Source organism: Amycolatopsis sp. NPDC026612, from assembly GCF_040638285.1.
In the GTDB taxonomy this organism is placed as follows: domain Bacteria; phylum Actinomycetota; class Actinomycetes; order Mycobacteriales; family Pseudonocardiaceae; genus Amycolatopsis.
On the sequence record NZ_JBEZYB010000013.1, the window covers coordinates 1 to 25,548 of the forward strand.

The following is a 25,548-nucleotide window of genomic DNA, read 5'->3' on the forward strand; positions in this document are numbered from 1 at the left end:
GCTCGCCGCGGACCCCCGCAACCCCGCACTCCCCCCCCACCCCCCACACGCGCGCCACACCCCGGCCGGGGTGACGGCACCGCAGCCCCACCTGGCGCTCGGCGGCTACCGGCGCGGGCTCGACGGCGTCAACGGCGACAACGGCACGCCGTCCACCACCGAAGGGCTCCTGCACCAGGACGGCTGGTACCTGCTCGACGACACCACCTCCGCGCTGTACGACACGCGGACCCGCGCGGTGACGCCGCGGCCGTCCCACACCGGGAACCCCTACCAGGACGGCTACCTCTTCGCGTTCGGCCACGACTACAAGGCGGGACTGCGTGACCTGGCGACCCTGACCGGGCCGCCGCAGCTGCTGCCGCGCTGGGCCTACGGCGTCTGGTACTCGGAGTACATCGACCGCACCGCGGCCGACTACCGTGACCGCATCCTGCCCCGGTTCCGCAGCGAAGGCGTCCCGCTGGACGTCCTGGTGACCGACACCGACTTCAAGGCCCCGGACACCTGGAACGGCTGGCAGTTCGACACCGCGAAGTTCCCCGACCCGGCCGGCTTCTTCGCCTGGTCGAAGGCCCAGGGGCTGCACAACAACCTCAACATCCACCCCAGCATCATGGGCTCGGACCCGCAGTTCGCCCGCGCCCAGGCGACGGCGAAGGGCAAGCTGGTCAAGTCGAACTGCGGGAGCGACTGCTACGTCTTCGACTGGGGCGACCCGGACCAGCTGAAGGCCTACCTCGACTTGCACGCCGGGATGATGCAGCAGGGCAACGACATCTGGTGGCTCGACTGGTGCTGCGACGCCTCGCGCTCGAGCCTGCCCGGGGTCACCCCGGACGCGTGGATCAACCAGCAGTACGCCGACCTCGCGGCACCCGCGACCGGCCGCGGGTTCGTCATCTCGCGGGCGTACGGGTCGCTGCAGGCCGGCGGCTACGGCGGTCCCACGGGACTGGCGACCGGGCCGTGGGCTGACAAGCGCAGCACGCTGCACTTCACCGGCGACACGTCCTCGACGTGGGGCACGCTGCGGATGGAGGTCGGCATCACGCCGGCGGAGTCGGCCGCGACGGGCATGTCGGCGATCAGCCACGACATCGGCGGCCACAACGACACGACCGGTCTGCGCGGCAGCGAGACCTACACCTCCGGCGGGCAGCAGCACCAGACGGCCAAGCTGCCGGACGACCTGTATGCGCGGTGGGTGCAGCTCGGCACGTTCCAGCCGGTCGACCGGCTGCACAGCAACCACAGCGACCGGCTGCCCTGGCAGTACGGCGACGCGGCGAAGGCGTCGGCGACGAAGTTCCTGAACCTGCGGGAAAACCTGGTTCCCACCACCTACTCGCTGGCCCAGGAGGCCGCGACGACGGGCGTTCCCGTGGTGCGCCCGACGTACCTGGAGTACCCGGAAGAGCCGGGCGCATATGCGGCGGCGCAGAGCGAGTACTTCTACGGGCCGGACATGCTGGTGGCGCCGGTGACTTCGCCGGGCACGTCGGCGACGACGTCGGTGTGGTTCCCGCCGGGGCAGTGGACGGACTACTTCACCGGCAAGACGTATGCGGGCGGCACGACCCAGCAGGTCACGTCCGACCTGGGGACGATGCCGGTGTTCCTCCGCGCGGGCGGCATCACGGCCACCCGGACGGCGGACGTCGCCAACGACGTCCAGAACCCGCTGAACCGGGCGACGGTGACGGTCGCGCCGGGCGGCTCGGGGACGTTCTCGCTGTACGAGGACGACGGTACGTCGTCGTCGCGCTCGTCGTCGACGAAGATCACCTACACCGAGTGCTTCGGAGCGCACACGGTGACGGTGGCGCCCGCCCAGGGCTCGTTCCGGGTGGCGCCCCGCGAGTGGACGGTGAAGTTCCTCGGCGTGCCGTCGGCCCCCGGCCGGGTGAAGGTCGGCAACGGCTGGGCACCGTCGTCGGCTTGGAAGTGGGACGCGGCCACGAAGACGCTGACGGTGACAGCTCCGGCTCATCAGGGACGGGCGCCGGTCACGGTCACGTACTGATGCACCGGTCGTGGAGGCCGCTTCAAGCACATCGAAGCGGCCTCCACGAACTCACGCTGTCTTCGCGAGTGCCTCGGTTTCGCGCGCACCTTCCGCGCCGACGTCGCGGGCCAGCTCGCGGGTCCCGGTGTCCGCGCCGGAGGCCTGTTCGCCGCGGGACAGCACGACGAGCTGGGCGGCGTGCGCCCGCAGCAGCGCGAGCAGCCTCCGGTCGAACGCCGGACCCCGGTCGGTGCGCAACGCCACCAGGTCGGCCGCGGTGACCATGCCCGGCATCCGGTGTCCACTGTGGATGCCGGAGGCCGGCAAACCCGCCCGGTCGCGGACCGCCCGCAGGCGGACCAGCAACCGGTCCTGCGGGCCCGCGAAGGCATCCGCCGCCGAGCGGACCGCGGTGCTCGTCGCGTGGTCCGGTGCCAGCCGGGCTGCGGAGAGGGCGTTCTCCGTCATCGGCACCACCAGCTGCAGCCAGGCCACGTCGGTCGGGTTGAACGCCGCCGGAGCGTCGGCAGCCGACGGGGTGGCGGCCGACGGGGTGGCGGTGCCGGGGCCGGTGGTGGCGCATCCGCCCATGGCCAGCGCCACCACCACCCCCAGGGCCTGTCGTCTCACGGACGGCCGGGCAGCCGGTAGTTCGGGCCGAGCACGCTGCCGCGGTCCGGCTTGTACAGGTCGAACCCGCGCGGGTCGCACTGCAGCCCGCCGTTGATGCAGTGCTTCACCAGCGCGGAGAGGGTTTCCGGGTCCCACGCGTTGAAGAAGTCGTAGTGCCACGAGTACCCGCGCCCGCTGGCCAGGTGCACGCCGGACATGTCGCCGCTGACGGGGAGCGCCATCTTGAACTCCAGCATCGGCACCGCCACCGGGTGGTCGGCGGGGCACGTCAGCGTCGCCCGGTCCGGGTACGCCAGGTGGCTCTTGTGGTCCGCGGAATCCAGGTGGACGCCGTCCCAGCAGCTCGGCGCCTGGTACCGGATGTTGAGCTGGCTGCCGTCCACGCACCGCACGGGGATGTCCCAGTTGTGGAAGCTGTCCCCGCACTCCCAGCCTTCGATCGCGCCGGGGGCGTGCTGGAACTCGTCCAGCGTCGCGGTGACGCTCCCGGCCACGTACCGCAGGCCGGGCGGGAACGGCACGACCTTCGTGTAGTCGAGGATGCCGGACTTGTAGTAGACGACCTGCGCGAAGTTCGGCAGCACCACCTGGTTCCCGTTGTATACAGTCGGGAACCAGTACGCGGACAGGTCGTCCGGCGCCAGGCAGGTCGTGGTGCCGACGCCCGCGGCCTGCAGGGACTGCAGGGTCGTGCCGGCGTTCGTGGTCTTGTTGCCGAGGAACGTGTGGTCGTGGGACGCGCCGGGCAGGCCGGGAAAGACGATCGGGTCGTCCGGCTGGTGGTGGCTGGGGGAGCAGTTGACCTGGAACTCGTGGTGGGTCACCAGGTCGTCGGCTCCGGCGGGCGACCAGGTGGCCGCGGTCAGGAAGGCGCCTGCCAGCACGGTGGCGGCGGTGCAGGCGAGGAGCGCGGCTTTCGTTGCCAAGGGTCCTCCACGGTGAGGGGGCCAAGGATGGGAGAGCGCTCTCCCACAGCATGCGCACCCGCCCGCGGCGCTGTCAAGGAATCCCTGGATTGCACCAGTGGACAGTGATTGTCGGGTTTGCGGGCGAATCTTGACAACGCGGGGCCGGTGCCCAACCATCGGTCGCGCCGGAGAGCGCTCTCCAAGCCTCCGCTCCGCTGTCGTACGGGAGTCATCGTGGACCGACCGTCACTTCTTCGTGCCGTCCCCGCGCTGGTGGCCCTGCTGGTGCTGGGCCTGCTCGCCGGCCCGTCCCCGGCGCGCGCCGCCACGCTCCTTTCACAAGGCAGACCGGTGACCGCGTCGAGCAGCGAAGGGGCAGGCACTCCGGCGTCGGCCGCGGTTGACGGTGACCCCGGCACCCGCTGGGCGAGCGCCCGGAGCGACCCGCAGTGGCTGCAGGTCGACCTAGGCGCACCTGCCGACATCAGCGAGGTCACCCTGGACTGGGAAGCCGCTTACGCGACTGCATACGAAATCCAGATCTCGGACGACACTGTGTCTTGGCAGACTGTATACAGTACGGCGACCGCGGTCGGCGGGATCCAAAAACTCGCTGTCACCGGTCACGGCCGTTACGTCCGCCTCCTCGGCACGCACCGCGTCGGCGGCTACGGCTATTCACTCTGGGAGTTCCAGGTCAGCGGCACCCCGGGGACGCCGGTGCCGGGCCCCGGCGTCACCCGGGTGACCGGTACGCAGGGGAAATGGCAGCTCACCGTCGACGGGATACCATGGACCGTCAAGGGGCTGACCTGGGGGCCGCCGGTCGGCGAAGCCGCCGGGCGGATGCCCGAGCTGCACGCGATCGGCGTCAACACCGTCCGGACGTGGGGCACCGACGGCACGACCCAGCCGCTGCTCGACGCCGCCGCGGCCAACGGGATCAAGGTCGTCAGCGGATTCTGGCTGCAACCCGGCGGCGGCCCGGGCAGCGGTGGCTGCGTCGACTACACCGCGGACACGGACTACAAGAACACGATGCTCGCCGAGATCCGGAAGTGGGTGACGGTATACAAAACGCACCCGGGGGTGCTGATGTGGAACGTCGGCAACGAGTCCGTCCTCGGGATGCAGAACTGCTACACCGGCACGCAGTTGGAGCAGGAGCGAATCGCCTACACGCGCTTCGTCGACGAGGCGGCGCAAGCGATCCACGGCATCGACGCAAACCACCCGGTGACGTCGACCGACGCCTGGACCGGTGCGTGGCCGTACTACAAGGCGTACGCGCCGGACCTCGACCTGTACTCGGTCAACTCCTACGCCCACGTCTGCCAGGTGAAGCAGGACTGGCTCGCGGGCGGCTACACGAAGCCGTACCTCATCACCGAGACCGGCCCGGCCGGCGAGTGGGAGGTGCCGAACGACGTCAACGGCGTGCCCGCCGAACCGACCGATCAGCAGAAGCGTGACGGCTACGTCAACGCCTGGAACTGCGTGCTGGCCCACCCCGGAGTGGCGCTCGGCGCCACGCTCTTCCACTACGGCACCGAGGGCGATTTCGGCGGCGTCTGGTTCAACATCACCACGGGCGGCGAGAAGCGGCTCTCCTGGTACGCCGTCCGGGGGCTCTACAGTGGACAGACGGGCGGCAACACGCCGCCGGTGATCGCGTCGATGAACCTGAGCCGCGTCACCGACGTCCCGGCGGGCGGCACCTTCACCGTGACGGCCGGAGTGTCCGATCCGGACGGTGACCCGATCACCTACGCCATGGGCTACAACAGCAAGTACATCAACAACGCCGCCGGCCTGATCCCGGCCGCGTTCACCGGGAGCGGAACGTTCACCGTCACCGCGCCGCAGCAGCTCGGCGTCTGGAAGCTCTACCTCTACGCCCGGGACGGCCACGGCAACGTCGGCATCGAGACGCGCTCGCTGCGCGTGGTCGCCCCGCCGGTGCCGGGCACGAACCTGGCCCGTGGGGCCGCGACCACGGCGTCGACGTACCAGGCCGACGGCCCCGGCGCGCCCTACCCGCCGCAGGCCGCCACCGACGGCGACAGCGCGACGCGGTGGGCGAGCGCGTGGGGCGACCCACAGTGGCTGCAGGTGGACCTGGGCCGCAGTCAGGCGTTCGACCACGTCCAGCTGGTGTGGGAAGCGGCGTTCGGCAAGGCCTACGAAATACAGGTGAGCGACGACGCGGCGAATTGGCACACTGTATACACAACGACGTCCGGTGACGGTGGCGCCGACGCCCTCGCGGTCTCGGCGACCGGGCGGTACGTACGCGTGTACGGCACTCAGCGCGGCACGGGATACGGCTATTCGCTGTACGAGTTCGGCGTGTACCGGTCATGACGGCGCGGTGGCCCCCCGGCGTCGATGGGCCACCACGGGTTCAGCCTTCGGCGAGGCAGAAGAGGTGCCCTTCGGGGTCTTGGAGGACGATCCAGTCGCCGCCGCCGGGCTGGAAGGCCGGTTTGGTGGCGCCGAGCGTCACGCATTCTTCGACGGCGACGGCGAGGTCGCCGACCCGGAGGTCGAGGTGCGCGTGCTTGGCGGCGTCCGGCCAGGCAGGACCGCGGTAGCCCGCGACGCGCTGGAAGCCGAGGCCGACCGGGCCGCCGCCGAGCTGGACGGTGTCTTCGTCCTCGTGGGTGACCTCCCAGCCGAGGGCGTTGGCGTAGAAGGCGGCGAGCGCGGCCGGATCGGCACAGTCGAGGACGACGGTGGTGAGTTCTGCGGGCACGGATGGCTCCTTTCGTCGTGCGCAGCCTGCCCGCCGTCCCGGGGCGCGGTCTTGAAGATCTTTGCGGGCGGGAACCGTCGTACCCGGGGCTTACCGTCCGGCTGGTGCGTGAAGCAGTCGAGGGATGGTCGTGGACGCCGACCCGACAGCGGCCTACCTCGTCGAAGCCGCACATCGGTGGACTTCGGTGCGCGGCTGTGGCGGAGCCTGGTGGGCGACCGCCCGGAGCGCTCCGCGGTGTACGTCGACTGCGCGCTCGAGCTCGCCGACCGGTGCGTGGTCGCTTCGGCGGCCGACCCGGACTACGCACTGGCGGAACAGCTGCTGATGATGGTCGGCCGCGCGATCACGCAGTCACCGCGCGCCCCGACACCGGCCTCGCCGTCCGAGGCGGACGACCGGGCATTGGTGGCGTGGGCAAGAGAAGCGATCGTGTCGGACGACCCGGCGGCGGCCGGCTTGTTCCCGCTGGCGGAGGCTCTGGGGGTGTCGCCCTACCGCTTGAGCCGCGCGTTCCCGCGCGAGCTGGGCATTTCCCTGACCCGTTACCGCAACCACGTCCGGGTCGGCCGCGCCCTCGAACGGCTGGAAGCGGGGGAGCGGGAACTGGCGGTCCTCGCGGCTGACCTCGGATTCGCCGACCAGGCCCACCTGACCCGCATGCTCCGCGAGCACGTCGGTGCGCCGCCAGGGGTGGCGCGCAGGTTGTTCGCGCGGTGAAAGGTCGGCGGTCACTGAGGGGTGGCGCGCTGGTTGGTGGCGCGGCGAGGTTGCTGGGGGCGCCGGTTGGTGGCGCGGCGAGGCTGTCGGGCGGCCAGCTGCCATCGGTGGCGTGGTGCGGTCGCCGGCTGGGCGGCTGTTACGGATGGCGCCCCTACTCGTTTGGCGGCGCGGTGTGGGTGCCCGATGCGCGGCTGTCACGGGTGGCGACCTGATTGGTGGCACGGCGAAGCGCCGGGCGATCGGTCGCCGGGGCGGTGTGCCGGGTCGCGTGGCGAACGTGGCCCGCGGTGCGCCGTTTGGCGGCGCATCAGTGCGTCGGGCGAGCCGTCGCCGGCGGTCCGTCCAGCACTCGCGAGGCGGAGACAAGGAGGGGCGGCGCGGCGGGAAGGGCTAGGCGCGTGGCCACCCCCAGCGGCCACGTGAGTCACCCCGCGGCCGCTGCGCCACCCCGGGTTCGGTGTCACGTTTCGGAAACGCCGAACGGGCGTATCGTAGTCTTTCCGGCACAGGCTGTGTCAAGTTTTCGGAACAGCTACGCTGTCCGGTGTCACGTTCCATGGCTGCAGGTGGTGTGTGGTGAGCGAAGAGCGCAGTTTCGCCGAACGGCTGGCGCACTTGATCGCGACCGTGCACCCGCCGGACCGCAAGCCGTACTCCTACCGGGAGATCGCGCACGCCGTCGCCGGGCAGACCGGGGTGACGATGTCGGCGACCCACGTGCAGCAGCTCGCCGTCGGTGCGCGCAAGGACCCCAAGCGCTCGCACATCCAGGCGCTCGCCCAGTTCTTCGGCGTGCCGGTGACGTACTTCTTCGACGACGAGGTCGCCGGTCAGGTCGATCGGCAGGTCGAAGACGTCGTGGCGTGGCGCGACGACGAGGCGCGGACCCTCGCGCAGCGGGCCATGCAGCTCTCGCCGCGCGACCGCGAAACCGTGACGGCGCTGCTGGATCAGCTCAGCAGCTACGACGACACCCGGCGCCGCACCGGCCGGCGGCGGAAGCCGGAGTGACAACGGGCATTCGGCTACGATGACGTCGTCCGTGTTCGCGCCCCGGTGCACCCGGCTGGCGCCCGGCCCGCGGGGAGGACCCATCGACGAGCGTGGCCTGCCGGACCTGCGCGACCGGGCCCGCGAGCGCGTGCGGACGGTGCTCGCCGCTGTCCCGCTGCCGCGGCCGTGGTCGATGAACGCCTGGGTCGACGGGCTCGAAGCGTGGCGCGGGCGCGAGATCGACCTCGTGCCGATCGCCTACCGGTCCGGTCAGCCGTCCGGCGCGTGGCAGGCGCGCCCCGGCTACGACCTGATCGCCTACACCGAACGCACCTCGGCGCTGCACCAGGACCACATCATCGCCCACGAGCTGGCTCACATGCTGTGCGCGCACACCGGGACGTGCCTGATGTCGGAGTCCGACGCCGCCGAGCTCGCCCCGGACCTGGCGCCGCGGGCGTTGTCGCACCTGCTCACCCGCGTCACGACCGGAACCGACGAGTACGAGGCCGAGCTGATCGCCGTCCTGCTGATGAGCGCGGCGACGAGCGAGCCACCCGCCGTTCAGCCGGGCGCGTCCGGCCGTGCGGCGGACCAGGCTAGGCGGCTGGCCGCACTCCTGGGATAGTCGCGTTCCGTGATCGACACACTATTCGTCGGAGTCGGGCTTTTCGCTCTGTTCACCGGGATCTGGCGGGCGGTCCGCGTGCGGCGCACCGGGGTGGGTGCGGGCTTGGCTGTCTCGCTCATCGCGCTGGGTGCGGCGTTCTGCTTCCTGTCCGACGGGGCGCAGCAGTTCGAGAGCGAGATCTACCCGAGCCTCGGCCGGCTGCTGTCGAACCTGGCGACGATGGTCGCCGCGTACGGCATCGGCCTGACGGTCGCGGAAATCAGCGGCACCCGTGACCGCGGTCGGCGCACCAGGCCGGTCGCGCTCGGGGTGGCGCTGGCGGTGCTGCTGGTCACGTTCTTCAGCACGACGGGGCTGCCGCGCGGCATCGGCGTGTTCGACGCGCTGTACGGCACGCACCCGACGCTGGTGGTGTACGTGTTCACCTACACGGTGTACCTGGGCTTTGCGGTGCTCGACATCGGGATCGTGGCGGCGGTGACGATCCGGGCGAGCGGCGGCGCGCTGCGGGCGGGGCTCGCGCTCTTGCTGCTGGCGTCGGCGTTCGCGGTCGCCTACCTGGCCGGGAAGGTGGTCGCGACGATCCGCGCCCTGCAATCCGACCACCCGGTGAAGGCGTTGTGCCGCGGGCCTTTCTCGAGTCTGCCGTGCACCCTGGACGTCGGTTTCCCGGCGGTGTCGGTGCTGCTGATCGTGGTGGGGCTGACGATCCCGGCGATCCCGGGCCTGGCGGCAGCGCGTCGCGACGCCCGCACGCTCCGCCTGCTGCGCCCACTGCGCGCGCACCTGACGCGGCGGTTCCCGGAGATCGCCCGCATCGACCCGGCCGGACCGTCCCGCCGCGAGCGCCTGCTGACGGCGATGAGCGAGACCAACGACGGCTTGATCCTGGCGGAGGTGACCCCGGACCTGCCACCCCCGGCGGCGGCGCGGCTGGTGCGTGACCTCCCGGACAAGCCGGACGAGACAGAGCCGCCCACCGTGGCGACGGAACCGTTCGCCGCGGACGTGGCCCGGTTGCGGGCGATCGCCCGCGCGTACCGGAGGTTGGAGGGAACGGCGGCCGGGGTCACCGACCCGTGAGCGGTGGCTTCCTGGGCACGCTGCCTCAACGCCCGGCTTCACCGCCTGGCTTTTCCGCCCTGCTTCAACGCGCGCAGCCTTGACCGCCCTGCTCCGACCACGCCCGGGCCCGGACCACGCTCTGCCTCACCGTCCGGCCTCACTGTCCGGCCTTGACCGACTTGCGTTGCTGCGGAGCCGGCAGCGCCTTGCTCCCGACCGCTGTCCGGCAAGGTGGATCGACTTAAAGGAGGCATCAAGTGCGAAAGTGTAGTGACTAATGGTTCGCAGTCGCTCTATGCCTGTCTGGCTGCGAAGTTGTACTCGCTGCAAGCATGCACTCGCTCCAGGGGTGCATCGAGTGCAAAGGTGTAGTGACTAACGCTGTGAAACCCGGCGCAAGGTGTAGTCGCTCCAAAACTGGGCCCGCTACGCCATCGCGCGCGCCCTTTCGGCCGTCACCCGCCGAACGGCGCTTCCAGCCGCGGCTCCCAGCCGCGTTCCGTGAGCGCGACCAACTGCAATGCCTCCGCACGATCGGCCACTGGCAGCAGCGGCCGGACTTCGCGGGCCACGCGCTCGAGAGCGTCCGGCGACCCGCCCATCGCGACCGTCAAGTGCGCCACCGGACGTGGCCCGAACCGGCCCCCGTACGGCGGGATCTCCGGCCACCGCGCACAAATCGCGTCGCTGACCGCCTGAAGACCCGGAGCCGCGAGAGCCACGAAACCCGGCGTTGTCACCAACTCCGTGAGCCGCACGTCCGGAGGCGGAAACCCGGCCGCCAGGGAACGGACCGCCGCGAACACGTCGTCGGTCAGCGAGCTGTCCGGTAGGAACGGGTACAACGCCGTCACATGGGCGGGCAGGCCGGGGCGGACCAGGGTGGGGTCGACCCGCCGGGCCGCGGCCAGTACCGGTTCGGCGGCGGGCAGCAGAATCAGCAGTGCGGTGGTTCCGGATTCGGGCACCGCGGCATCATCGCAGTCGGGCCGGCGAGGTCACGGCAGCGAGGTCCTGCCAGCAAGGTCACGGCAGTCAGGCGGCAGCGCTCTCCGGGAACCGGCCCGATCGGGCCAGGGCCAAGCTTCGCCGGCACATCTCCACGAGCTCCCGGTTGGCGCGGCTGAGCGGGACACCGCCGCAGAGCCCGCAGCGGATGGTCACCTGGCCGGCCAGCTCGTCCACCGCGACCAGCGCCTGGTGGTCGCAGCGGCGGCACCAGCGGTACCCGATCGCCGGGTTGGTGTGCACCGGTGAAGCCACGCAGTCGTGCAGCCAGCGGTGGTGCGTGCGGCAGGTGACGCGGTCGGTCGGGTCGAGGCCGCCGGCGTCCTCCGCCCGGTCTTCGTGCGCCAGTGTCGTGGCCAGCAGCGGCTGCCGCGCCGCGGCGGGCCGGTCCTGCGGGCTCGGCGTCGCCCACGCGTGGTGGTCGCCGCACTTGCACTTCTCGGTCATGTCGTCCCCAGCAGTCGGGTGGTTCGATGCCTTCGAGTGTGAGCGGCGCAACAGGTGCGGACAATCGGAAAAGCGCGCAATTTCGACCGGCGGCAGGCCGCCCGCGGCAGGCGGACGAACGGACTTCGGCCCACAGGTATGCGAACATGTGTTCTATGACCGCCGAGGGGCCCATCCTGCACGCCGACCTCGACTCCTTCTACGCCTCGGTCGAACAGCGCGACGATCCGGCGCTCAAGGGACGGCCGGTGATCGTCGGCGGCGGGGTGGTGCTGGCCGCGAGTTACGAGGCCAAGGCCTACGGCGTGCGCACCGCGATGGGCGGCGCGCAGGCCCGCCGGTTGTGCCCGCAGGCGGTCGTCGTGCGCCCGCGGATGTCGGCCTACCTGGCCGCCAGCCGGGCGGTGTTCGACGTCTTCCACGACACCACGCCGTGGGTGGAAGGCATCTCGATCGACGAAGCGTTCCTCGACGTCGGGGGATTGGCGAGGATCGGCGGGCGGCCGAGCCACATCGCCGAACGGCTGCGCGCGGACGTCGCCGAGCGAGCCGGGCTGCCGATCACCGTCGGGGTGGCGCGAACCAAGTTCCTCGCCAAGGTCGCCAGCCGCGTGGCCAAGCCCGACGGCCTGCTCGTCGTGCCGCACGACGCGGAACTCGAGTTCCTGCACCCGCTGCCGGTTTCGGCGCTCTGGGGCGTCGGCAAGGTCACCGCCGAGAAGCTGCGGGCCCGGGGGATCACGACCGTGGGCCAGCTGGCCGCCTCCGAGCACGTGGACCTCGTCGGCCTGCTCGGCCGAGGTGCGGGGGAGCACCTGCACCACCTGGCGCACAACGAAGACCCGCGGCACGTCGAGATCGGCAGGCGGCAGCGCTCGATCGGCGCCCAGCGGGCCCTGGGGCGCGGCAGACGGACCCCGGCCGAGCTCGACGTCGTCCTGGTGGCGCTGATCGACCGGATCGCCCGCCGGTTGCGCACGGCCCGCCGTGTCTGCCGGACGGTGACGATCCGCCTGCGCTTCGCCGACTTCTCCCGCGCCACCCGCTCCCACACGCTGACCGACCCGACCGCCGGCACGGGCGTGCTGCTCGCCGCGGCGCGGGACCTGCTCGTCGCCGCGTTGCCGCTGATCGCCGACCGCGGGATCACGCTGCTGGGCGCGGCGCTGTCCAACCTGGCCGACGACAACCCCTTCCAGCCGGCCCTGCCGTTCGAACAGCAGCGGGCGACCGAGCTCGATTCCGCGCTGGACGCGGTGCGGGACCGGTTCGGGAAGGCGGCGGTCACCCGGGCGGTGCTGCTCGGCCGGCCGGACGACCTCGAAGTGCCGATGCTGCCCGACTGACCGGAAGCGCGGCCGGCTACGCGGGCCGGCGGGGAATGCGTGCGTGCGCCGGCGCGGAAAGCACGTCGATGCGGTGCCACGGCTGCGGCGCACCCGCCTGTTCGACGACCCCGAAGCCCGCTTCGCGTAGGAGCGAGGACGCCGCCGCGAAAGACAGGAACGTGCCTGGCGGCCACCGGCCCGGCGGCTGCGGTGCGGCCGTTCCCGGCCGCGTCCCCGCAGTTCCTCGGCAGCGGGTGAGCGGGCCGGATTTTCCGATCTCAGTGCGAATCCGGCGAGCTCGCCCCATATCGCGGCAATCGCCGCCGCCGTCAGGTCCGTCGTGACACCGAGCCAGCTGACGAACACGGGGCGAAACGGGTCCAGTCCACTCTGGACGGGCCGTTCCGCGGCGGATCGGCTTCGAACCCGATCCTGACGAAGGTGACCGAAGCCGGTTCGGCGACGCCGCCGGCGACCGGCGGTTCCCGTTCGGTCGCCGGGGCCGATACGCGAACGAATCAAGCCCGGTGCCCGGAATCGATACTGGTCTATACCAGAATTGCGCGCTTCGGGCGCTTCGGTGAACCGGTTCCGGTACCGCTTCGACGTGGGAATCGGCTAGGATCGGATGCGTGCCGTGGAGCCGGTGGCAGGTCAGGGGTTCTTCGGTTCGCTCGCCGAGTAGGCTCGCGCAGGGAGTTCCGGAGAAGGTGAACGGCTCGGTGCCGACGAGCAAATGTGCCGCTCGCGCGGGGCTCGCTGTGAAGGTGGTGGCGCTGACGTGGGGAGCATTACCGGAAATCCGGTGGTTTTCGTCCCGCGACGGTACCGATCCGATTTCGGACGTATCACAAAAACGAATGCCCGACAAGACGACGAGCATTCCGGCTCGGTTGCGGTCACTCTGGGCATGGGCGACGCGCTCGCCCGAGCGGCCATTGTGGACGCTTCAGGGTGTCGCGCGTGCCGGGCGTGATTCGACAGGTTAGGGTCAGTCCGACCGTGTTCTGGAGAAGATGAGGAACGACGAATCATGGCGCAACGGGTACAGGTCCAGATGGTGGACGATCTCGACGGCAGCGAGGCTTCGCAGACCGTCCCCTTCAGTCTCGACGGGGTGACGTACGAGATCGACCTGTCCGAGGAGAACGCCTCCTCGCTGCGGGACGAACTCGCCCGCTACGTCGCCGCCGCGCGTCGCATCGGTGGCCGCAAGGTCCGCCTCGCGACCGGCCAGTCGCTGTCCGGCCCGACCGGTTCGGGTACCGACCGCGAGCGCAACCGGCAGATCCGCGAATGGGCGCAGGCGAATGGCTACGAGGTCGCCGAACGCGGCCGTCTCTCCAGCGAGATCATCGCCGGTTTCGAGGCCGACCAGGTCGCGGCGGCCGAGCCGGCCGAAGCCAAGCCGGTGCGCAAGCGAGCGACGCGCAAGAAGTCTTGAAAGCTGGGCTCGTGCCGGCGAAGCTGCGCCACCGTGCGCGGCTTCGCCGGTCGACTGCCGCTTGAGCGTTCTCGAGTGTCAGTCGGTATTTCTTTCGTGTCTCACCGTCACCCGCCCCGTTCGATGTGGACGCAGCGGGGCGGTCGCCGCCGGTTCGAGCGGTATTGCGCAGTTTGACCGACGGCGAAAGCTTGTCGGAAGGCCGCCCCGATGGCCAGACTGTCAGTGCTCCACGCGGCCGGTACCGCGGCGGAGCACCGGCCCGGTGGCTGCCTCCTCCCTCGATGGCCACCGGGCCGCCTCCTTCTTGCTGGGTGGATTCGCCATCTGAGCGGCCGGCCCGACTTTCCGATGGACATCCACGCGGCAGAAGTGCACACTCAGCCTACTGAATACTGCATACAATCTGCAGTAAGGCGAGGAGGCGGTCGCCGTGGCCGAAGTGCGCGAGCTCCGGGACGTCTACGGCCGGCGGTACCGCGTGGGGGAGTCCGACCGGAACCTGCTCGGCCGGCCGCGGACGTGGATCATCTGGCTCACCGCGGCGGCCATGGTCGCCGCCGGCGTGCAGCAGTACGGCTTCGCCACCATCGTGCCGTCGCTGGGCCGGACGTCCGTCTGGACGTTCGCCGGGATCGTGCTCTCGCTCGCGGTGTGGGCGATCTGCCAGGTCGGGGCCGCGTTCCCGGCGGGCGTGGCTCCGCGAACGCGGCCTGCTCCCGGCGCCCGCGGCGATGGCCGCCGGCGCGGTCCTGTGCTGCCGCGAGATCGGCTGGGGCGTAGCGCGAGCCGCCGGGTGCGGTGACGAGGACCAGCTCCTCGGAGGGAAGGGGAGTGGTGATGACGGGTGTGGAATCACCGGTCACCGGCTCGCTCTCCGCTGCCGATCCCGTCACAGAACCGGCCGGTGCCAAGGTCAGTCCGACGTCCACAGTGGACTCACGCGGTGCTTTCGGCGGTGCTGACGTTGTTCCTGCGCCAGCCGGGCCGGATGCGCCACCAGTTCGCCGGAACCGAGCTGGTGGCGCGGCCGTCGGCGGCAGGCGGCTGATCCGGTTCCCGTGCCCCGGTCCTGCCGGAATCAGGGTCGGGGCGCTTCCGGGCGTTCGTGGTAGGCCTGACGGGTCCGTTCGGTGTGCTTGGCCATGATCTGCTCCGCCGCGCCGGCGTCGCCGTCGGAGATCGCGTGGATCAGCTCGTCGTGCTCGTCCCACGCGTCCCGCCCGCGCGGGCGGGCGATCGGCGTGTAGTACCAGCGGACCCGGCGCTCGACCAGGCCGATCAGCTCCGCGAGCACGGCGTTCCCCGACAGTTCGGTGACGAACGCGTGGAGGGCGGCGTTGGCGGCGACCAGGCCTTCGGTGTCCTCCGCGCGCAATGCGTCGACCCCCGCCTGCTGCAGTTCCCACAGCCGCCGGACGTCCTGCGGGGTCGCGTTGGCGGCGGCGAGTTTCGCGGAGTGGGTTTCGAGCACGCTGCGGACGCTGAGCAGCTGGTCGGCCTCTTCGTCGGTGGGCAAGTGGACGAACGCGCCCTGGCCGGGACGGAGGTCGACCCAGCCTTCGCTCTGCAGCCGTTGCAGGGCTTCGCGGACGGGCTGTCTGCTGACGCCGAGGTATTCGGCGAGGTCGGCTTCGACAAGGTGCTGGCCGGGTTCGAGGGTGCGGTTGATGATCAGCTCGGCGAGGGCCTCGTAGACGACCTGGCGCAGCGGGGCGGGCCGTTCGATCCGCTTGGCCGCGGTCGAGCTGAGCGAGCCCTTGGCTGTGCGGCGGCCGGTCGGGCCGTGGCCGGGGAGCGGGGTGGTGGGCTGGCTCACAGGACACCTCGAAGGGGGAGGGAACACGATGATCTCTGCCCAGGATACAGGTTTTGGTATGCAAAATCCCGCGTGCGCCCCCGAAGCAGGGATATCTGACCACGAGATCGACGCGATCATCGGCGCGGTCGTCGAACTGGCCGGTCTCACCGGCGTCCCCGCCCCGCGCTGCGGCACGTCCACGCCGCCGTTTCGCTGCTCGGCCACACCGGCACCACGCCTGTCCCCATCGGGTAGCGGTGTTTCCCGCGTCGGCGAGGGGTGGCGAGCGGTGGTCGACGTGAGTCGTTGACCCGTCCCAGCTCGGCGGCTATTCTCGTTATGCGAAAGAAAACTTCCGTATAGCGAAATCAGAGGTCGCGATGCCAGAAGAGGGGCACTCCCTGCCGTACGTCGCCAACCTGTCGATCCTGTTCAAGGAGGTTTCCCTCCTCGACCGGGCCGCCGCCGCGCGCGACGCCGGATTCACCGACGTCGAGTACTGGTGGCCGTTCGACACCGCGGTCCCGGCGCGCGACGAGGTGGACGCCTTCGTGCGCAGCCTCGACGGGGTCCGCCTCCGCGGGCTGAACTTCTACGCCGGCAACCTGGCGGCGGGGGAGCGGGGCCTGGTCTCGTGGCTCGGCCGGGAGGCCGAGTTCGCCGACAGCCTCGTCGTCGCACTGGACATCGCCGAACGCACCGGCTGCCGCAGCTTCAACGCCCTCTACGGCAACCGGCTCGACGGCGAAGACCCGGCCAAGCAGGACGACCTGGCGCGGGTGCACCTCGGCAAGGCCGCCGACGCCGCCGCGCGGCTCGGTGCGCAGCTGGTCCTCGAACCGCTCTCGGGTGCGGACCGCTACCCGCTCAAGACCGCCGCGGACGCCGTGGCCGTGCTCGACGACCTCGGGCGCGCCAACGTGCGGCTGCTGGCCGACCTCTACCACCTGGCAGTCAACGGGGACGACCTGGACGCGCTCACGACGCGGCACCTCGCCCGGATCGGGCACGTGCAGATCGCCGACGCGCCCGGGCGCCACCAGCCCGGCACCGGCGCCCTCGACATCCCCGGCCACCTCGCGAGGCTGCAGAACGCGGGTTACGCCGGGTTCGTGGGCATCGAGTACGTCCCGGAACCCGACACCGTCACGTCGCTGGACTGGCTGCCGATCACCCGAAGGGGACGAGCATGAAACTGGGATTCATCGGACTGGGCGTGATGGGCGCCCCGATGGCCGCGCACCTCGTCGCGGCCGGGCACGACGTCAGCGGTTACGACGTCACGCCGGCCGCGGGCGAGAAGCTCGAGGCGGCCGGTGGACGCGCCGCGAAGGGCGTCGCCGACGCCGTGGCCGGCGCCGACGTCGTGATCACGATGCTGCCCGACCACCCACAGGTCGAGGCCGTCGTCCTGGCCGCGGGCGGGGTCCTCGACACCGCCTCGCCCGGCACGCTCCTGATCGACATGAGCACCATCCGGCCCGAGACGTCGATCAAGGTCGCGAACGTCGCGCGGGACAAGCGGATCCGGGTCCTCGACGCCCCCGTCTCGGGCGGCCAGGCCGGGGCCGAGCAGGCGTCGCTGTCCATCATGGTCGGCGGCTCCGGAGAAGACTTCGCCGCCGCGAAGCCGGTCCTCGACGCCGTCGGCAAGACGATCGTGCACGTCGGCCCGCACGGCGCCGGCCAGGTGGTGAAGGCGGCCAACCAGCTCGTCGTCGGCGGGATCTACGGCCTCGTGGCGGAGGCGATCGTGCTGCTCGAAGCGTCCGGTGTGGACGCTGCCACGGGCCTCGACGTGCTCGCCGGCGGCCTCGCGGGCAGCCGGATCCTCGAGCTCAAGCGCCAGTCCATGGTGGACCGCCGGTTCGCGCCGGGCTTCCGGATCGACCTGCACCACAAGGACATGGGCATCGCGCTGGCCGCCGCCCAGCAGGCCGACGTCGCGCTCCCGCTCACCGGGCTGGTCGCCCAGCTCGTCGCCGCCGGCCGCGCCATGGGGTACGGCTCCCTGGACCACTCGGCCTTGCTCAAGGTCGTCGAACAGTTGTCGGGCCGCGTCCCGGCGGAGGTGTGACATGCCCAGAATTCCCGCGATGCAAGCGGTCGTCGACGTCCTCGAGAGCGAAGGCGTCGACACCGTCTTCGGCTGCCCCGGCGCCGCCATCCTCCCGCTGTATAACGCCCTACAAGGCCGGGCTATCGAGCACCTGATCGTCCGGCACGAAGAGGGCGCGACGCACATGGCCGACGGCTGGGCCAGGACGAACGGCAACGTCGGCGTGGCCATCGGCACGTCCGGGCCGGCCGGCACGAACATGATCACCGGGCTCTACACCGCGCACGCGGACTCGATCCCGATCATCTGCATCACCGGCCAGGCGGCGACGAACAAGCTCCACCAGGAGGCGTTCCAGGCCGTCGACATCGTCGAGATCGCCAAGCCGGTGACGAAGTGGGCGGTGCAGGTCAAGGAGGCCGCGCAGCTGCCGTGGATCTTCCGTGAGGCGTTCCGGATCGCCCGCTCGGGCCGGCCCGGCCCGGTGCTCATCGACCTGCCGATCGACGTCCAGAGGCAGGACATCGAGTGGGACTCCTCGATCGACTCGCCGCTGCCGGCCACCGCGGTGCGGCCGGCGCCCGCGCGGGTCGAGCGGGCACTCGACCTGCTCCTGGCCGCCGAACGCCCGCTGCTCCTGGCCGGTGGCGGGGTCGTCCTCGGCGAGGCGAGCGAGCAGCTCCGGGCCGCGGCCGAACGGCTGGGCGTCCCGGTGCAGGTGACGCTGATGGGCAAGGGCAGCTTCCCCGAAGACCACGAGCTGTTCGCCGGGATGGCCGGCATTCAGACGTCACAGCGCTGGGCGAACGCGGCTTTCCTGGAGTCCGACCTGGTGCTGGCGCTGGGGGCCCGGTTCGGCGACCGGCACACCGGTGAGCTTTCGGTGTACCGGGGTGAGCGGAAGTTCATCCACGTCGACATCGAGCCGACCCAGCTGGGCAAGGTGTTCGGCCCCGACCTCGGGATCGTGTCGGACACGCGGGAGTTCCTCGTCGCGCTGCTGACGGCGCTGGAGAAGCGCGCGGTGGAACCCCGCCGCGAATGGGTCGGCCGGATCGCGGAGCTCAAGGAAGCGCTGCCGCGGCGCGACGACTTCGACAGCCTGCCGATCAAGGCACCGCGGGTCTTCAAGGAGATCAACGAGACCTTCGGTGAAGACACCTACTTCGTCACCGCGATCGGGCTCTACCAGATCTGGTCGGGCCAGTTCCAAAAGGCGCACAAGCCGAGGCACTACCAGGTGTGCGGTCAGGCCGGCCCGCTCGGCTGGGAGATCCCGGCCGCGATCGGCGTCAAGAAGGCGCGGCCGGAAGCCGAAGTCGTCGGCGTGGTCGGCGACTACTCGTTCCAGTTCCTGGTCGAGGAGCTGGCGGTGGCCGCCCAGTACGACGTCGGGTTCGTGCTGATCATGCTCAACAACGAGTACCTCGGGCTGATCCGCCAGGCCGAAACCGGCTACGAGATGAACTTCGAGGTCGACATCCACTACGACTCGATCGGCACGGACAACGTGAAGATCATGGAGGCCTACGGCTGCTCCGGCACCCGCGTGCACGAGCCGGGGGAGATCCGGACGTCCCTGGAATGGGCGCGCAAGGAGGCCGAGCGCACCAGCCGTCCGGTCCTGGTGGAGATCATGATCGAGCGTGAGGGCAACGCCGCCATGGGTGCCGCCCTCGACGCCGTCCGCGAGTTCGAGCCGACGGGCTGACGCTCGCTCAGGCCAGGAGCCCGAGCACTTCGCCGCCCGAGCCAGGTCGGCCTCGTCCCACGCAGGAAGTCCGGAATTCCGTACCCCCAGGCCGCCGTGCGAGGCCCCCGACCTCGCACGGCGGCTTTTTCGCGTCCACGGGACGGCGGTTGGAGGAAAGTACAAACGCCGGCCCGAAATTCACCCGCCTTTCAGGGGTTTTGCCGTGGTCGGAGACACACCGCAGCGTGTGTACTTCTTGCCGAAGCAGCCCCGAAAGGACGTCCACAGTGGAATTCCTCCGATCCGCCTCGCTGGCCGACGCGCTCGCCGCGAAGGCCGCGAATCCCGGTGCGGTCCCGATCGCCGGCGGCACGGACGTGATGGTCGAGCTCAACTTTGACCACCGCCGCCCGGAGTCGCTCCTCGACCTCGGCCGCGTCGCCGAGCTCCACGAGCACGGCACCGACGGCGGCCGGATCCGGATCGGCGCGGCCGTGCCCTACGGCCGGATCATCACCGAGCTCGGCGCGCGGTTGCCCGGCCTGGCGATGGCCTCGCGCACCGTCGGGTCCCCGCAGATCCGCAACCGCGGTTCCGTGGGTGGCAACCTGGGCGCGGCTTCGCCCGCGGGGGACTCCCACCCGGCGCTGCTGGCGGCGGGCGCCGAGGTCGAGATCGCCTCGGTCCGGGGCACGAGGATCGTCGCGGCGAAGGACTTCTACACCGGCGTCAAGCGGAACGTCCTGGAACCGGACGAGCTGATCACGGCCGTGCTGCTCGAACCGGCCACCGGCCCGCAGCAGTTCAGCAAGATCGGTACCCGCAACGCCATGGTCATCGCCGTTGCCGCCTTCGGGCTGGCCCTGCACCCCGAGCAGCGCCGCGTCGGCACCGGTATCGGCTCGGCCGCGCCCACGCCCCGGCGGGCGTTCGACGCCGAGGAGTTCCTGGTCGGCGAGCTGGACTGGGACTCGCCGAAGCCGATCGCCGACTCGGTGAAACGCCGGTTCGGTGACCTGGTCGCCTCGGCCGCGTCGCCGATCGACGACGTCCGGGGGAGTGCGGCCTACCGGCGTCACGCACTGAGTGTCCTGGCGAGAAGGACGCTGACCTGGGCCTGGACCGAATATTGCGGAGGGAGCGCGAAGTGCGCGTGAACGTCACCGTCAACGGCGAGGCTCGCCGGGCGGACAACGTCTGGGAAGGCGAAAGCCTCCTCTACGTGCTGCGTGAGCGGCTCGGCCTGCCGGGCTCGAAGAACGCCTGCGAGCAGGGCGAATGCGGCTCGTGCACGGTCTACCTCGACGGCGTCCCGGCCTGCGCCTGCCTGGTCGCGGCCGGGCAGGCCGAGGGCCGCGAAATCGTCACCGTCGAAGGGCTCGCCGACGGTGAGAACCTGGACCCGGTCCAGGAGGCGTTCGTCGAGCGCGGCGCGGTCCAGTGCGGCTTCTGCACCCCCGGCCTGCTGGTGGCCGCGCACGACCTGATCGAGCGCGTCCCCGAGCCCAGTGACGTCGAGATCCGCGAGGCCCTCGCCGGCAACCTCTGCCGCTGCACCGGCTACGAGAAGATCCTCGACGCCGTCCGCGACGCCGCCGCGAAGAATGCCGTCCGATGAGCGCCCCGGCCCGCTCGCCGCAGGAGCTGCACGACACGATCGCCGGCGGCATCGGCGAGAGCCCGCTGCGCCCGGACGGGACGCTCAAGGTCCGCGGTGAGTTCGCCTACTCCTCGGACCTGTGGCACGAGGACATGTTGTGGGGCGTCACCCTGCGCAGCCCGCACCCGCACGCCCGGATCGTCCGCCTCGACGTCTCCCGCGCGCTCGCCCAGCCCGGGGTGCACGCGGTGCTGACCCACGAGGACGTCCCCGGCGAGAACGTCTACGGCCTGAAGTACCAGGACACCCCGGCGCTGGCCGCCGACCTGGTCCGTTACCAGGGTGAGCCGATCGCCATCCTGGCCGCCGACCACCCGGAGATCGCGCGGCAGGCGCTCAAGGAGATCGTCGTCGAGTACGACGTCCTCGAACCGATCACCGACCCCGAGCTGGCCGCGCACGACGACACCCTGCCGAAGCTGCACCCGGGCGGGAACCTGGTCCGCCACCAGCGGATCGTCAAGGGCGACCCGGCCGCCACCGCGGACGTGGTCGTGTCCGGGGTGTACGAGATCGGCATGCAGGACCAGGCGTTCCTCGGGCCGGAGTCCGGGCTCGCGGTCCCGGCCGAGGACGGCGGCGTCGACCTCTACCTGGCGACCCAGTGGCTGCACGTCGACCAGCGTCAGACGGCGAAGGCCTTGGGGTTGCCGCTGGAGAAGGTGCGGCTGACGCTGTCCGGGGTCGGCGGCGCGTTCGGCGGCCGCGAAGACCTGTCCATGCAGATCCACTCCTGCATGCTGGCGCTGCGCACCGGCCGGCCGGTGAAGATGAGCTACAACCGGCTGGAATCGTTCTTCGGGCACGTCCACCGCCACCCGGCGAAGATGTACTACGAGCACGGCGCCACCCGCGACGGCAAGCTCGTCTACGTCCGCGCGAAGCTGTACTTCGACGGCGGTGCGTACGCCTCCAAGACGCCGGTCGTGGTCGGCAACGGCACCACGCTGAGCGTCGGCCCCTACGACGTCCCGAACGCGCACATCGAGGGCTGGGGCGTCTACACCAACAACCCGACCTGCGGGGCGATGCGCGGTCTCGGTGCGGTGCAGCCGACCTACGCCTACGAGTCCCAAATGGACAAACTGGCGTCCGCTTTGGACATAGACCCGGCGGAACTGCGGATCCGCAACGCGCTGAGCGAAGGGTCCACTGTGGTCACCGGCCAGGTGGTCGACTTCCCGGCGCCGGTGGCGGAACTCGTCCAGCGGGTCCGCGACCTGCCACTGCCGCCCGAGCCCACCGGCTCACGGGACATCCGGGAGCTCCCGGGCGGCGCGTCCAACACCACCCACGGCGAAGGCGTCGTCCGCGGCGTCGGCTACGGCGTCACCATCAAGAACATCTCCTACGCCGAAGGCCTCGACGACTACTCGACGGCTCGCGTCCGCCTGGAGGTGCTCGGCGGTGAGCCGGTGGCGATGGTGCACACCGCCGCCGCGGAGGTCGGGCAGGGCCTGGTGACGTTGCAGCAGCAGATCGCCCGCACCGAGCTGGGCGTGCCGCGGGTGACCGTGCACCCGGCCGACACGAGCGTCGGCGACGCGGGCTCCAGCTCGGCGTCGCGGCAGACCTACGTCACCGGCGGGGCGGTCCGCAACGCCTGCCGCGCGGTCGCGGACGCGGTGTACGCCCGGCTCGGTGTCTCCTCCGAAGGCATGTCCCTCACCGGCGGGAAGGTGGTCGCGGCCGACGGCGAAGTCGTCGCGGACCTGGCGGAGCTGCTCGGCGACACGGCGATCGAGGAGACCCGCGAGTTCCACCACCGGCCGACGTATCCGCTCGACCCCGAAACGGGCCAGGGTGACGCCCACGTCCAGTACGGCTTCTCCGCCCACCGCGCGGTGGTCGACGTCGACCTGGACCTCGGCCTGGTCAAGGTCGTCCAGCTCGACTGCGCCCAGGACGTCGGCAAGGCGATGAACCCCGACGCCGTCGTCGCCCAGATCCAGGGCGGCTCGGCGCAGGGCCTCGGCCTCGCCGTGATGGAGGAGATCCTGGTCGAGAACGGCAAAGTGCGGAACCCGTCGTTCACCGACTACCTGATCCCGACGATCCTCGACATGCCGCCGATGCGCGTCGAGGTGCTCGAGCGGCCCGATCCGCACGCGCCCTACGGCGTCCGCGGCGTCGGCGAGCCGCCCACGATCTCCGCCACCCCGGCGATCGCCAACGCCATCCGCGCGGCCACCGGCCTGGAGCTGCCGCGCGTCCCGATCCGTCCCGAGCACATCACCGGAGTCTGAGATGACCACTGTTGCACGCCGGGGCTCCGCCCCGGTCCGGGGGCTCCGCCACCCGGACCCCCGCAAAGACACGTCGATTTCCGTCGAGCAGGACTGGCTGAACGAAGCGGTCCGGATCGCCACGCGCAACGTCGAGAACGGCGGCGGCCCGTTCGGCGCGCTGATCGTGAAGGACGGCAAGGTCGTCTCGACCGGCGTCAACCGCGTCACGGCGAACCTGGACCCGACCGCCCACGCCGAAGTGGTCGCGATCCGCGCGGCATGCCAGGAGCTGGGCACCTTCAAGCTGGACGGCTGCGTGCTCGTCTCCAGCTGTGAGCCGTGCCCGATGTGCCTGTCCTCGGCGCTGTGGGCCCGGGTGGACAAGGTCCTCTTCGCCGCCGACCGCGACGACGCGGCCAAGGCGGGCTTCGACGACCGCGCCTTCTACGAACTCTTCGACCGTCCGCGCGAGACGTGGACGGTGCCCGTGACGCGACTGTCCGCAAAGGACGGATTCGCGCCGTTCGCGGCCTGGCTCGACAAGAGCGACCGCACCGACTACTGACCGCCACTTTCACGGCGAAAGTGATCCGGAGGCCACCCCTCCAGGTCACTTTCACGTGAAAGTGCGGCTTGGAAATCGTCCCGCTCGGCCAGGCACGGCGTGGTGCCTGGCCCTGGCCGAGCACCCCCACCGGCAAGGGCAGGACGCATGACCCAGGTAGAGATCCAGGAACCCGAACTCGGGGAAGTACCTCCAACACGCCGTTCCTTGCTCGAGAAGCTGTTCGAGCTGCGGGCCCGGCAGAGCACGGTCGGCCGCGAAGTCCGCGGCGGTGTCACGACGTTCGTCGCGATGGCCTACATCGTGCTGCTCAACCCGCTCATCCTCGGCGCCTCCGCCGACATCACCGGCGCCCGGCTCTCCGCGGCGCAGGTGACCACGGCGACCGCGCTGGCCGCCGCGGTGATGACCGTCCTCATGGGACTCGTCGGCAACGCGCCCCTCGCGCTGGCCGCCGGCCTCGGCATCAACGGCATCGTCGCCTTCCAGATGGCGCCGTCGATGACCTGGGCGCAGGCGTTCGGCCTGGTCGTGCTCGAAGGCGTGTGCATCGTGCTGATGGCCGTCAGCGGTGTCCGCGAGCGGATCATGAACGCCATCCCACGGCCGCTCAAGACCGCGATCACCGTCGGGATCGGGCTCTACATCGCTCTCGTCGGCCTGGTCAGCGCCGGGTTCGTGAGCCGGGTGCCGGACGCGGCGGCCACCCCGGTGCCGGTGCGCCTCGGCACGAACGGGCACCTCGCCGGCTGGCCGATCGTCGTGTTCTGCGTCGGCTTGCTGCTGATGATCGTGCTGGTGGCGCGCAAGGTCCCGGGCGCGGTGCTGATCAGCATCGGCGTCGCGACGGTGTTCGCGGTCGTGCTGCACGAGGGCTTCGGCGTCGGCGGCTGGGGCCGCACCGACCCGGCGCTGCCCGACCACGTCCTCGCCGCACCCGACTTCGGGCTCTTCGGCCACATCGACCTGTTCGGCGGCTTCGCTTCGGCGGGTGCGCTCGCGGCCACGGTCTTCCTGTTCACCCTGGTGCTGTCCGGGTTCTTCGACGCCATGGGCACCATCACCAGCGTCTCGGACGAAGCTGGTCTGTCGAAGAACGGCAAGGTCCCGCGGATGGGCCGCATCCTGCTGGTCGACGGCGCGGGGGCGATCGCGGGCGGCGTCACCGGCTCGTCGCCGAACACGGTGTTCCTGGAATCGGCGGCGGGCGTCGGCGAGGGCGCCCGGACCGGGCTGGCGAGCGTCGTCACCGGCCTGCTGTTCGCCGGGACGCTGCTGTTCACGCCGCTGGCCGGGGTCGTCCCGGCCCAGGCCGCGGCGCCGGCACTGGTGGTCATCGGCGGCATGATGGTCGCGCAGTGCCGCTCCATCCCGTGGCACGACCCGGACTACACGATCCCGGTGTTCCTGACCGCTGCGCTGATTCCGTTCACCTACTCGATCACCAACGGCGTCGGCGCCGGCCTGATCGCCTTCGTGCTGATCAAGATCGGCCGCGGCAAGTGGCGCGAGGCCGGCTGGCTGCTGCCCCTGCTGGCGCTGGTGTTCGCGGTGTACTTCGCCATCGACGGTGTCGAAGCCCTGTTCCGCTGAGGAGTT

Annotated in this window: 24 protein-coding genes; 18 read left to right on the plus strand and 6 right to left on the minus strand. The window is 71.0% G+C overall.

The features are described from left to right. Window positions 1-2,026 (plus strand): TIM-barrel domain-containing protein (locus AB0F15_RS15280; RefSeq protein ID WP_360270269.1); only part of this gene is annotated, 2,026 nt, incomplete at its 5' end. Between the two features lie 51 nt (window positions 2,027-2,077). On the opposite strand, the gene AB0F15_RS15285 is transcribed toward AB0F15_RS15280, so the two are convergent. Together AB0F15_RS15285 and AB0F15_RS15290 are read right to left on the minus strand one after the other, a co-directional pair. Then, window positions 2,078-2,638 (minus strand): DUF305 domain-containing protein, encoded by a 561-nt coding sequence (locus tag AB0F15_RS15285; protein WP_360270271.1) that lies wholly within the window; start codon window positions 2,636-2,638, stop codon window positions 2,078-2,080. Next, window positions 2,635-3,567 (minus strand): DUF1996 domain-containing protein, encoded by a 933-nt coding sequence (locus AB0F15_RS15290; RefSeq protein ID WP_360270272.1) that lies wholly within the window; start codon window positions 3,565-3,567, stop codon window positions 2,635-2,637. The genes AB0F15_RS15285 and AB0F15_RS15290 overlap by 4 nt, the downstream gene beginning before the upstream one ends. 216 nt (window positions 3,568-3,783) lie before the next feature. On the opposite strand from AB0F15_RS15290, the gene AB0F15_RS15295 reads away from it, so the two are divergent. Further along, window positions 3,784-5,913, plus strand: coding sequence for a discoidin domain-containing protein (locus AB0F15_RS15295; protein ID WP_360270274.1), 2,130 nt, complete (start codon window positions 3,784-3,786; stop codon window positions 5,911-5,913). Window positions 5,914-5,953: 40 nt separating this feature from the next. On the opposite strand, the gene AB0F15_RS15300 is transcribed toward AB0F15_RS15295, so the two are convergent. Continuing rightward, window positions 5,954-6,304 (minus strand): VOC family protein, encoded by a 351-nt coding sequence (locus tag AB0F15_RS15300; RefSeq protein ID WP_360270276.1) that lies wholly within the window; start codon window positions 6,302-6,304, stop codon window positions 5,954-5,956. A 177-nt stretch (window positions 6,305-6,481) separates the two neighbouring features. On the opposite strand from AB0F15_RS15300, the gene AB0F15_RS15305 reads away from it, so the two are divergent. The 4 genes from AB0F15_RS15305 (at window position 6,482) to AB0F15_RS15320 (ending at window position 9,734) form a co-directional block, all read left to right on the plus strand. Further along, window positions 6,482-7,024 carry a helix-turn-helix domain-containing protein gene (locus AB0F15_RS15305; protein WP_360270277.1) on the plus strand — a complete coding sequence of 181 codons (543 nt, stop codon included), beginning with the start codon at window positions 6,482-6,484 and terminating at the stop codon, window positions 7,022-7,024. 579 nt (window positions 7,025-7,603) lie between these two features. Continuing rightward, window positions 7,604-8,038 carry an XRE family transcriptional regulator gene (locus AB0F15_RS15310; RefSeq protein WP_360270279.1) on the plus strand — a complete coding sequence of 145 codons (435 nt, stop codon included), beginning with the start codon at window positions 7,604-7,606 and terminating at the stop codon, window positions 8,036-8,038. Between the two features lie 19 nt (window positions 8,039-8,057). Further along, window positions 8,058-8,648: a hypothetical protein gene (locus AB0F15_RS15315; RefSeq protein ID WP_360270280.1), complete on the plus strand. Its 591-nt coding sequence runs from the start codon at window positions 8,058-8,060 to the stop codon at window positions 8,646-8,648. A 9-nt stretch (window positions 8,649-8,657) separates the two neighbouring features. Continuing rightward, entirely contained in the window at window positions 8,658-9,734 is a 1,077-nt protein-coding gene (locus AB0F15_RS15320) for a hypothetical protein (protein ID WP_360270282.1), read from the plus strand. A gap of 437 nt (window positions 9,735-10,171) precedes the next feature. On the opposite strand, the gene AB0F15_RS15325 is transcribed toward AB0F15_RS15320, so the two are convergent. Both AB0F15_RS15325 and AB0F15_RS15330 read right to left on the minus strand, forming a co-directional pair. Then, window positions 10,172-10,684, minus strand: coding sequence for a 2'-5' RNA ligase family protein (locus AB0F15_RS15325; RefSeq protein WP_360270284.1), 513 nt, complete (start codon window positions 10,682-10,684; stop codon window positions 10,172-10,174). Between the two features lie 67 nt (window positions 10,685-10,751). Next, on the minus strand, window positions 10,752-11,171 hold the full coding sequence (locus AB0F15_RS15330; RefSeq protein WP_360270285.1) for a hypothetical protein: 420 nt from the start codon (window positions 11,169-11,171) through the stop codon (window positions 10,752-10,754). A gap of 155 nt (window positions 11,172-11,326) precedes the next feature. Between AB0F15_RS15330 and dinB the strand changes: the two genes are divergently transcribed. The 3 genes from dinB (at window position 11,327) to AB0F15_RS15345 (ending at window position 14,748) form a co-directional block, all read left to right on the plus strand. Then, window positions 11,327-12,517, plus strand: coding sequence for a DNA polymerase IV (gene dinB, locus AB0F15_RS15335; protein WP_360270286.1), 1,191 nt, complete (start codon window positions 11,327-11,329; stop codon window positions 12,515-12,517). Between the two features lie 1,015 nt (window positions 12,518-13,532). Next, window positions 13,533-13,943, plus strand: a complete 411-nt coding sequence (locus tag AB0F15_RS15340) for an Lsr2 family protein (protein ID WP_360270288.1) — start codon at window positions 13,533-13,535, stop codon at window positions 13,941-13,943. A 433-nt stretch (window positions 13,944-14,376) separates the two neighbouring features. Beyond that, window positions 14,377-14,748 carry a hypothetical protein gene (locus AB0F15_RS15345; protein WP_360270290.1) on the plus strand — a complete coding sequence of 124 codons (372 nt, stop codon included), beginning with the start codon at window positions 14,377-14,379 and terminating at the stop codon, window positions 14,746-14,748. A 276-nt stretch (window positions 14,749-15,024) separates the two neighbouring features. Here the strand turns inward: AB0F15_RS15345 and AB0F15_RS15350 are convergent, their stop codons facing one another. Further along, on the minus strand, window positions 15,025-15,762 hold the full coding sequence (locus AB0F15_RS15350) for a GntR family transcriptional regulator (protein ID WP_360270292.1): 738 nt from the start codon (window positions 15,760-15,762) through the stop codon (window positions 15,025-15,027). A 28-nt stretch (window positions 15,763-15,790) separates the two neighbouring features. Between AB0F15_RS15350 and AB0F15_RS15355 the strand changes: the two genes are divergently transcribed. From AB0F15_RS15355 to AB0F15_RS15395, 9 genes are all read left to right on the plus strand, one after another. Beyond that, entirely contained in the window at window positions 15,791-16,054 is a 264-nt protein-coding gene (locus tag AB0F15_RS15355; protein ID WP_360270294.1) for a hypothetical protein, read from the plus strand. Window positions 16,055-16,124: 70 nt separating this feature from the next. After that, window positions 16,125-16,937: a TIM barrel protein gene (locus tag AB0F15_RS15360; RefSeq protein WP_360270295.1), complete on the plus strand. Its 813-nt coding sequence runs from the start codon at window positions 16,125-16,127 to the stop codon at window positions 16,935-16,937. Beyond that, window positions 16,934-17,821 (plus strand): NAD(P)-dependent oxidoreductase, encoded by an 888-nt coding sequence (locus AB0F15_RS15365; protein WP_360270297.1) that lies wholly within the window; start codon window positions 16,934-16,936, stop codon window positions 17,819-17,821. The genes AB0F15_RS15360 and AB0F15_RS15365 overlap by 4 nt, the downstream gene beginning before the upstream one ends. 1 nt (window position 17,822) lies before the next feature. Beyond that, a complete protein-coding gene (gene gcl, locus AB0F15_RS15370; RefSeq protein ID WP_360270299.1) occupies window positions 17,823-19,514 on the plus strand; it encodes a glyoxylate carboligase in 1,692 nt (563 codons plus the stop codon). Window positions 19,515-19,783: 269 nt separating this feature from the next. Further along, on the plus strand, window positions 19,784-20,653 hold the full coding sequence (locus AB0F15_RS15375; RefSeq protein WP_360270301.1) for an FAD binding domain-containing protein: 870 nt from the start codon (window positions 19,784-19,786) through the stop codon (window positions 20,651-20,653). Continuing rightward, entirely contained in the window at window positions 20,644-21,114 is a 471-nt protein-coding gene (locus AB0F15_RS15380) for a (2Fe-2S)-binding protein (RefSeq protein WP_360270303.1), read from the plus strand. Before AB0F15_RS15375 ends, AB0F15_RS15380 begins: the two co-directional genes overlap by 10 nt. Further along, window positions 21,111-23,402, plus strand: a complete 2,292-nt coding sequence (gene pucD, locus AB0F15_RS15385; RefSeq protein WP_360270305.1) for a xanthine dehydrogenase subunit D — start codon at window positions 21,111-21,113, stop codon at window positions 23,400-23,402. Before AB0F15_RS15380 ends, pucD begins: the two co-directional genes overlap by 4 nt. 1 nt (window position 23,403) lies before the next feature. Next, a complete protein-coding gene (locus AB0F15_RS15390) occupies window positions 23,404-23,949 on the plus strand; it encodes a nucleoside deaminase (protein ID WP_360270307.1) in 546 nt (181 codons plus the stop codon). A gap of 147 nt (window positions 23,950-24,096) precedes the next feature. Next, on the plus strand, window positions 24,097-25,542 hold the full coding sequence (locus AB0F15_RS15395; protein ID WP_360270309.1) for an NCS2 family permease: 1,446 nt from the start codon (window positions 24,097-24,099) through the stop codon (window positions 25,540-25,542). The last annotated feature ends 6 nt before the right edge of the window (window positions 25,543-25,548 follow it).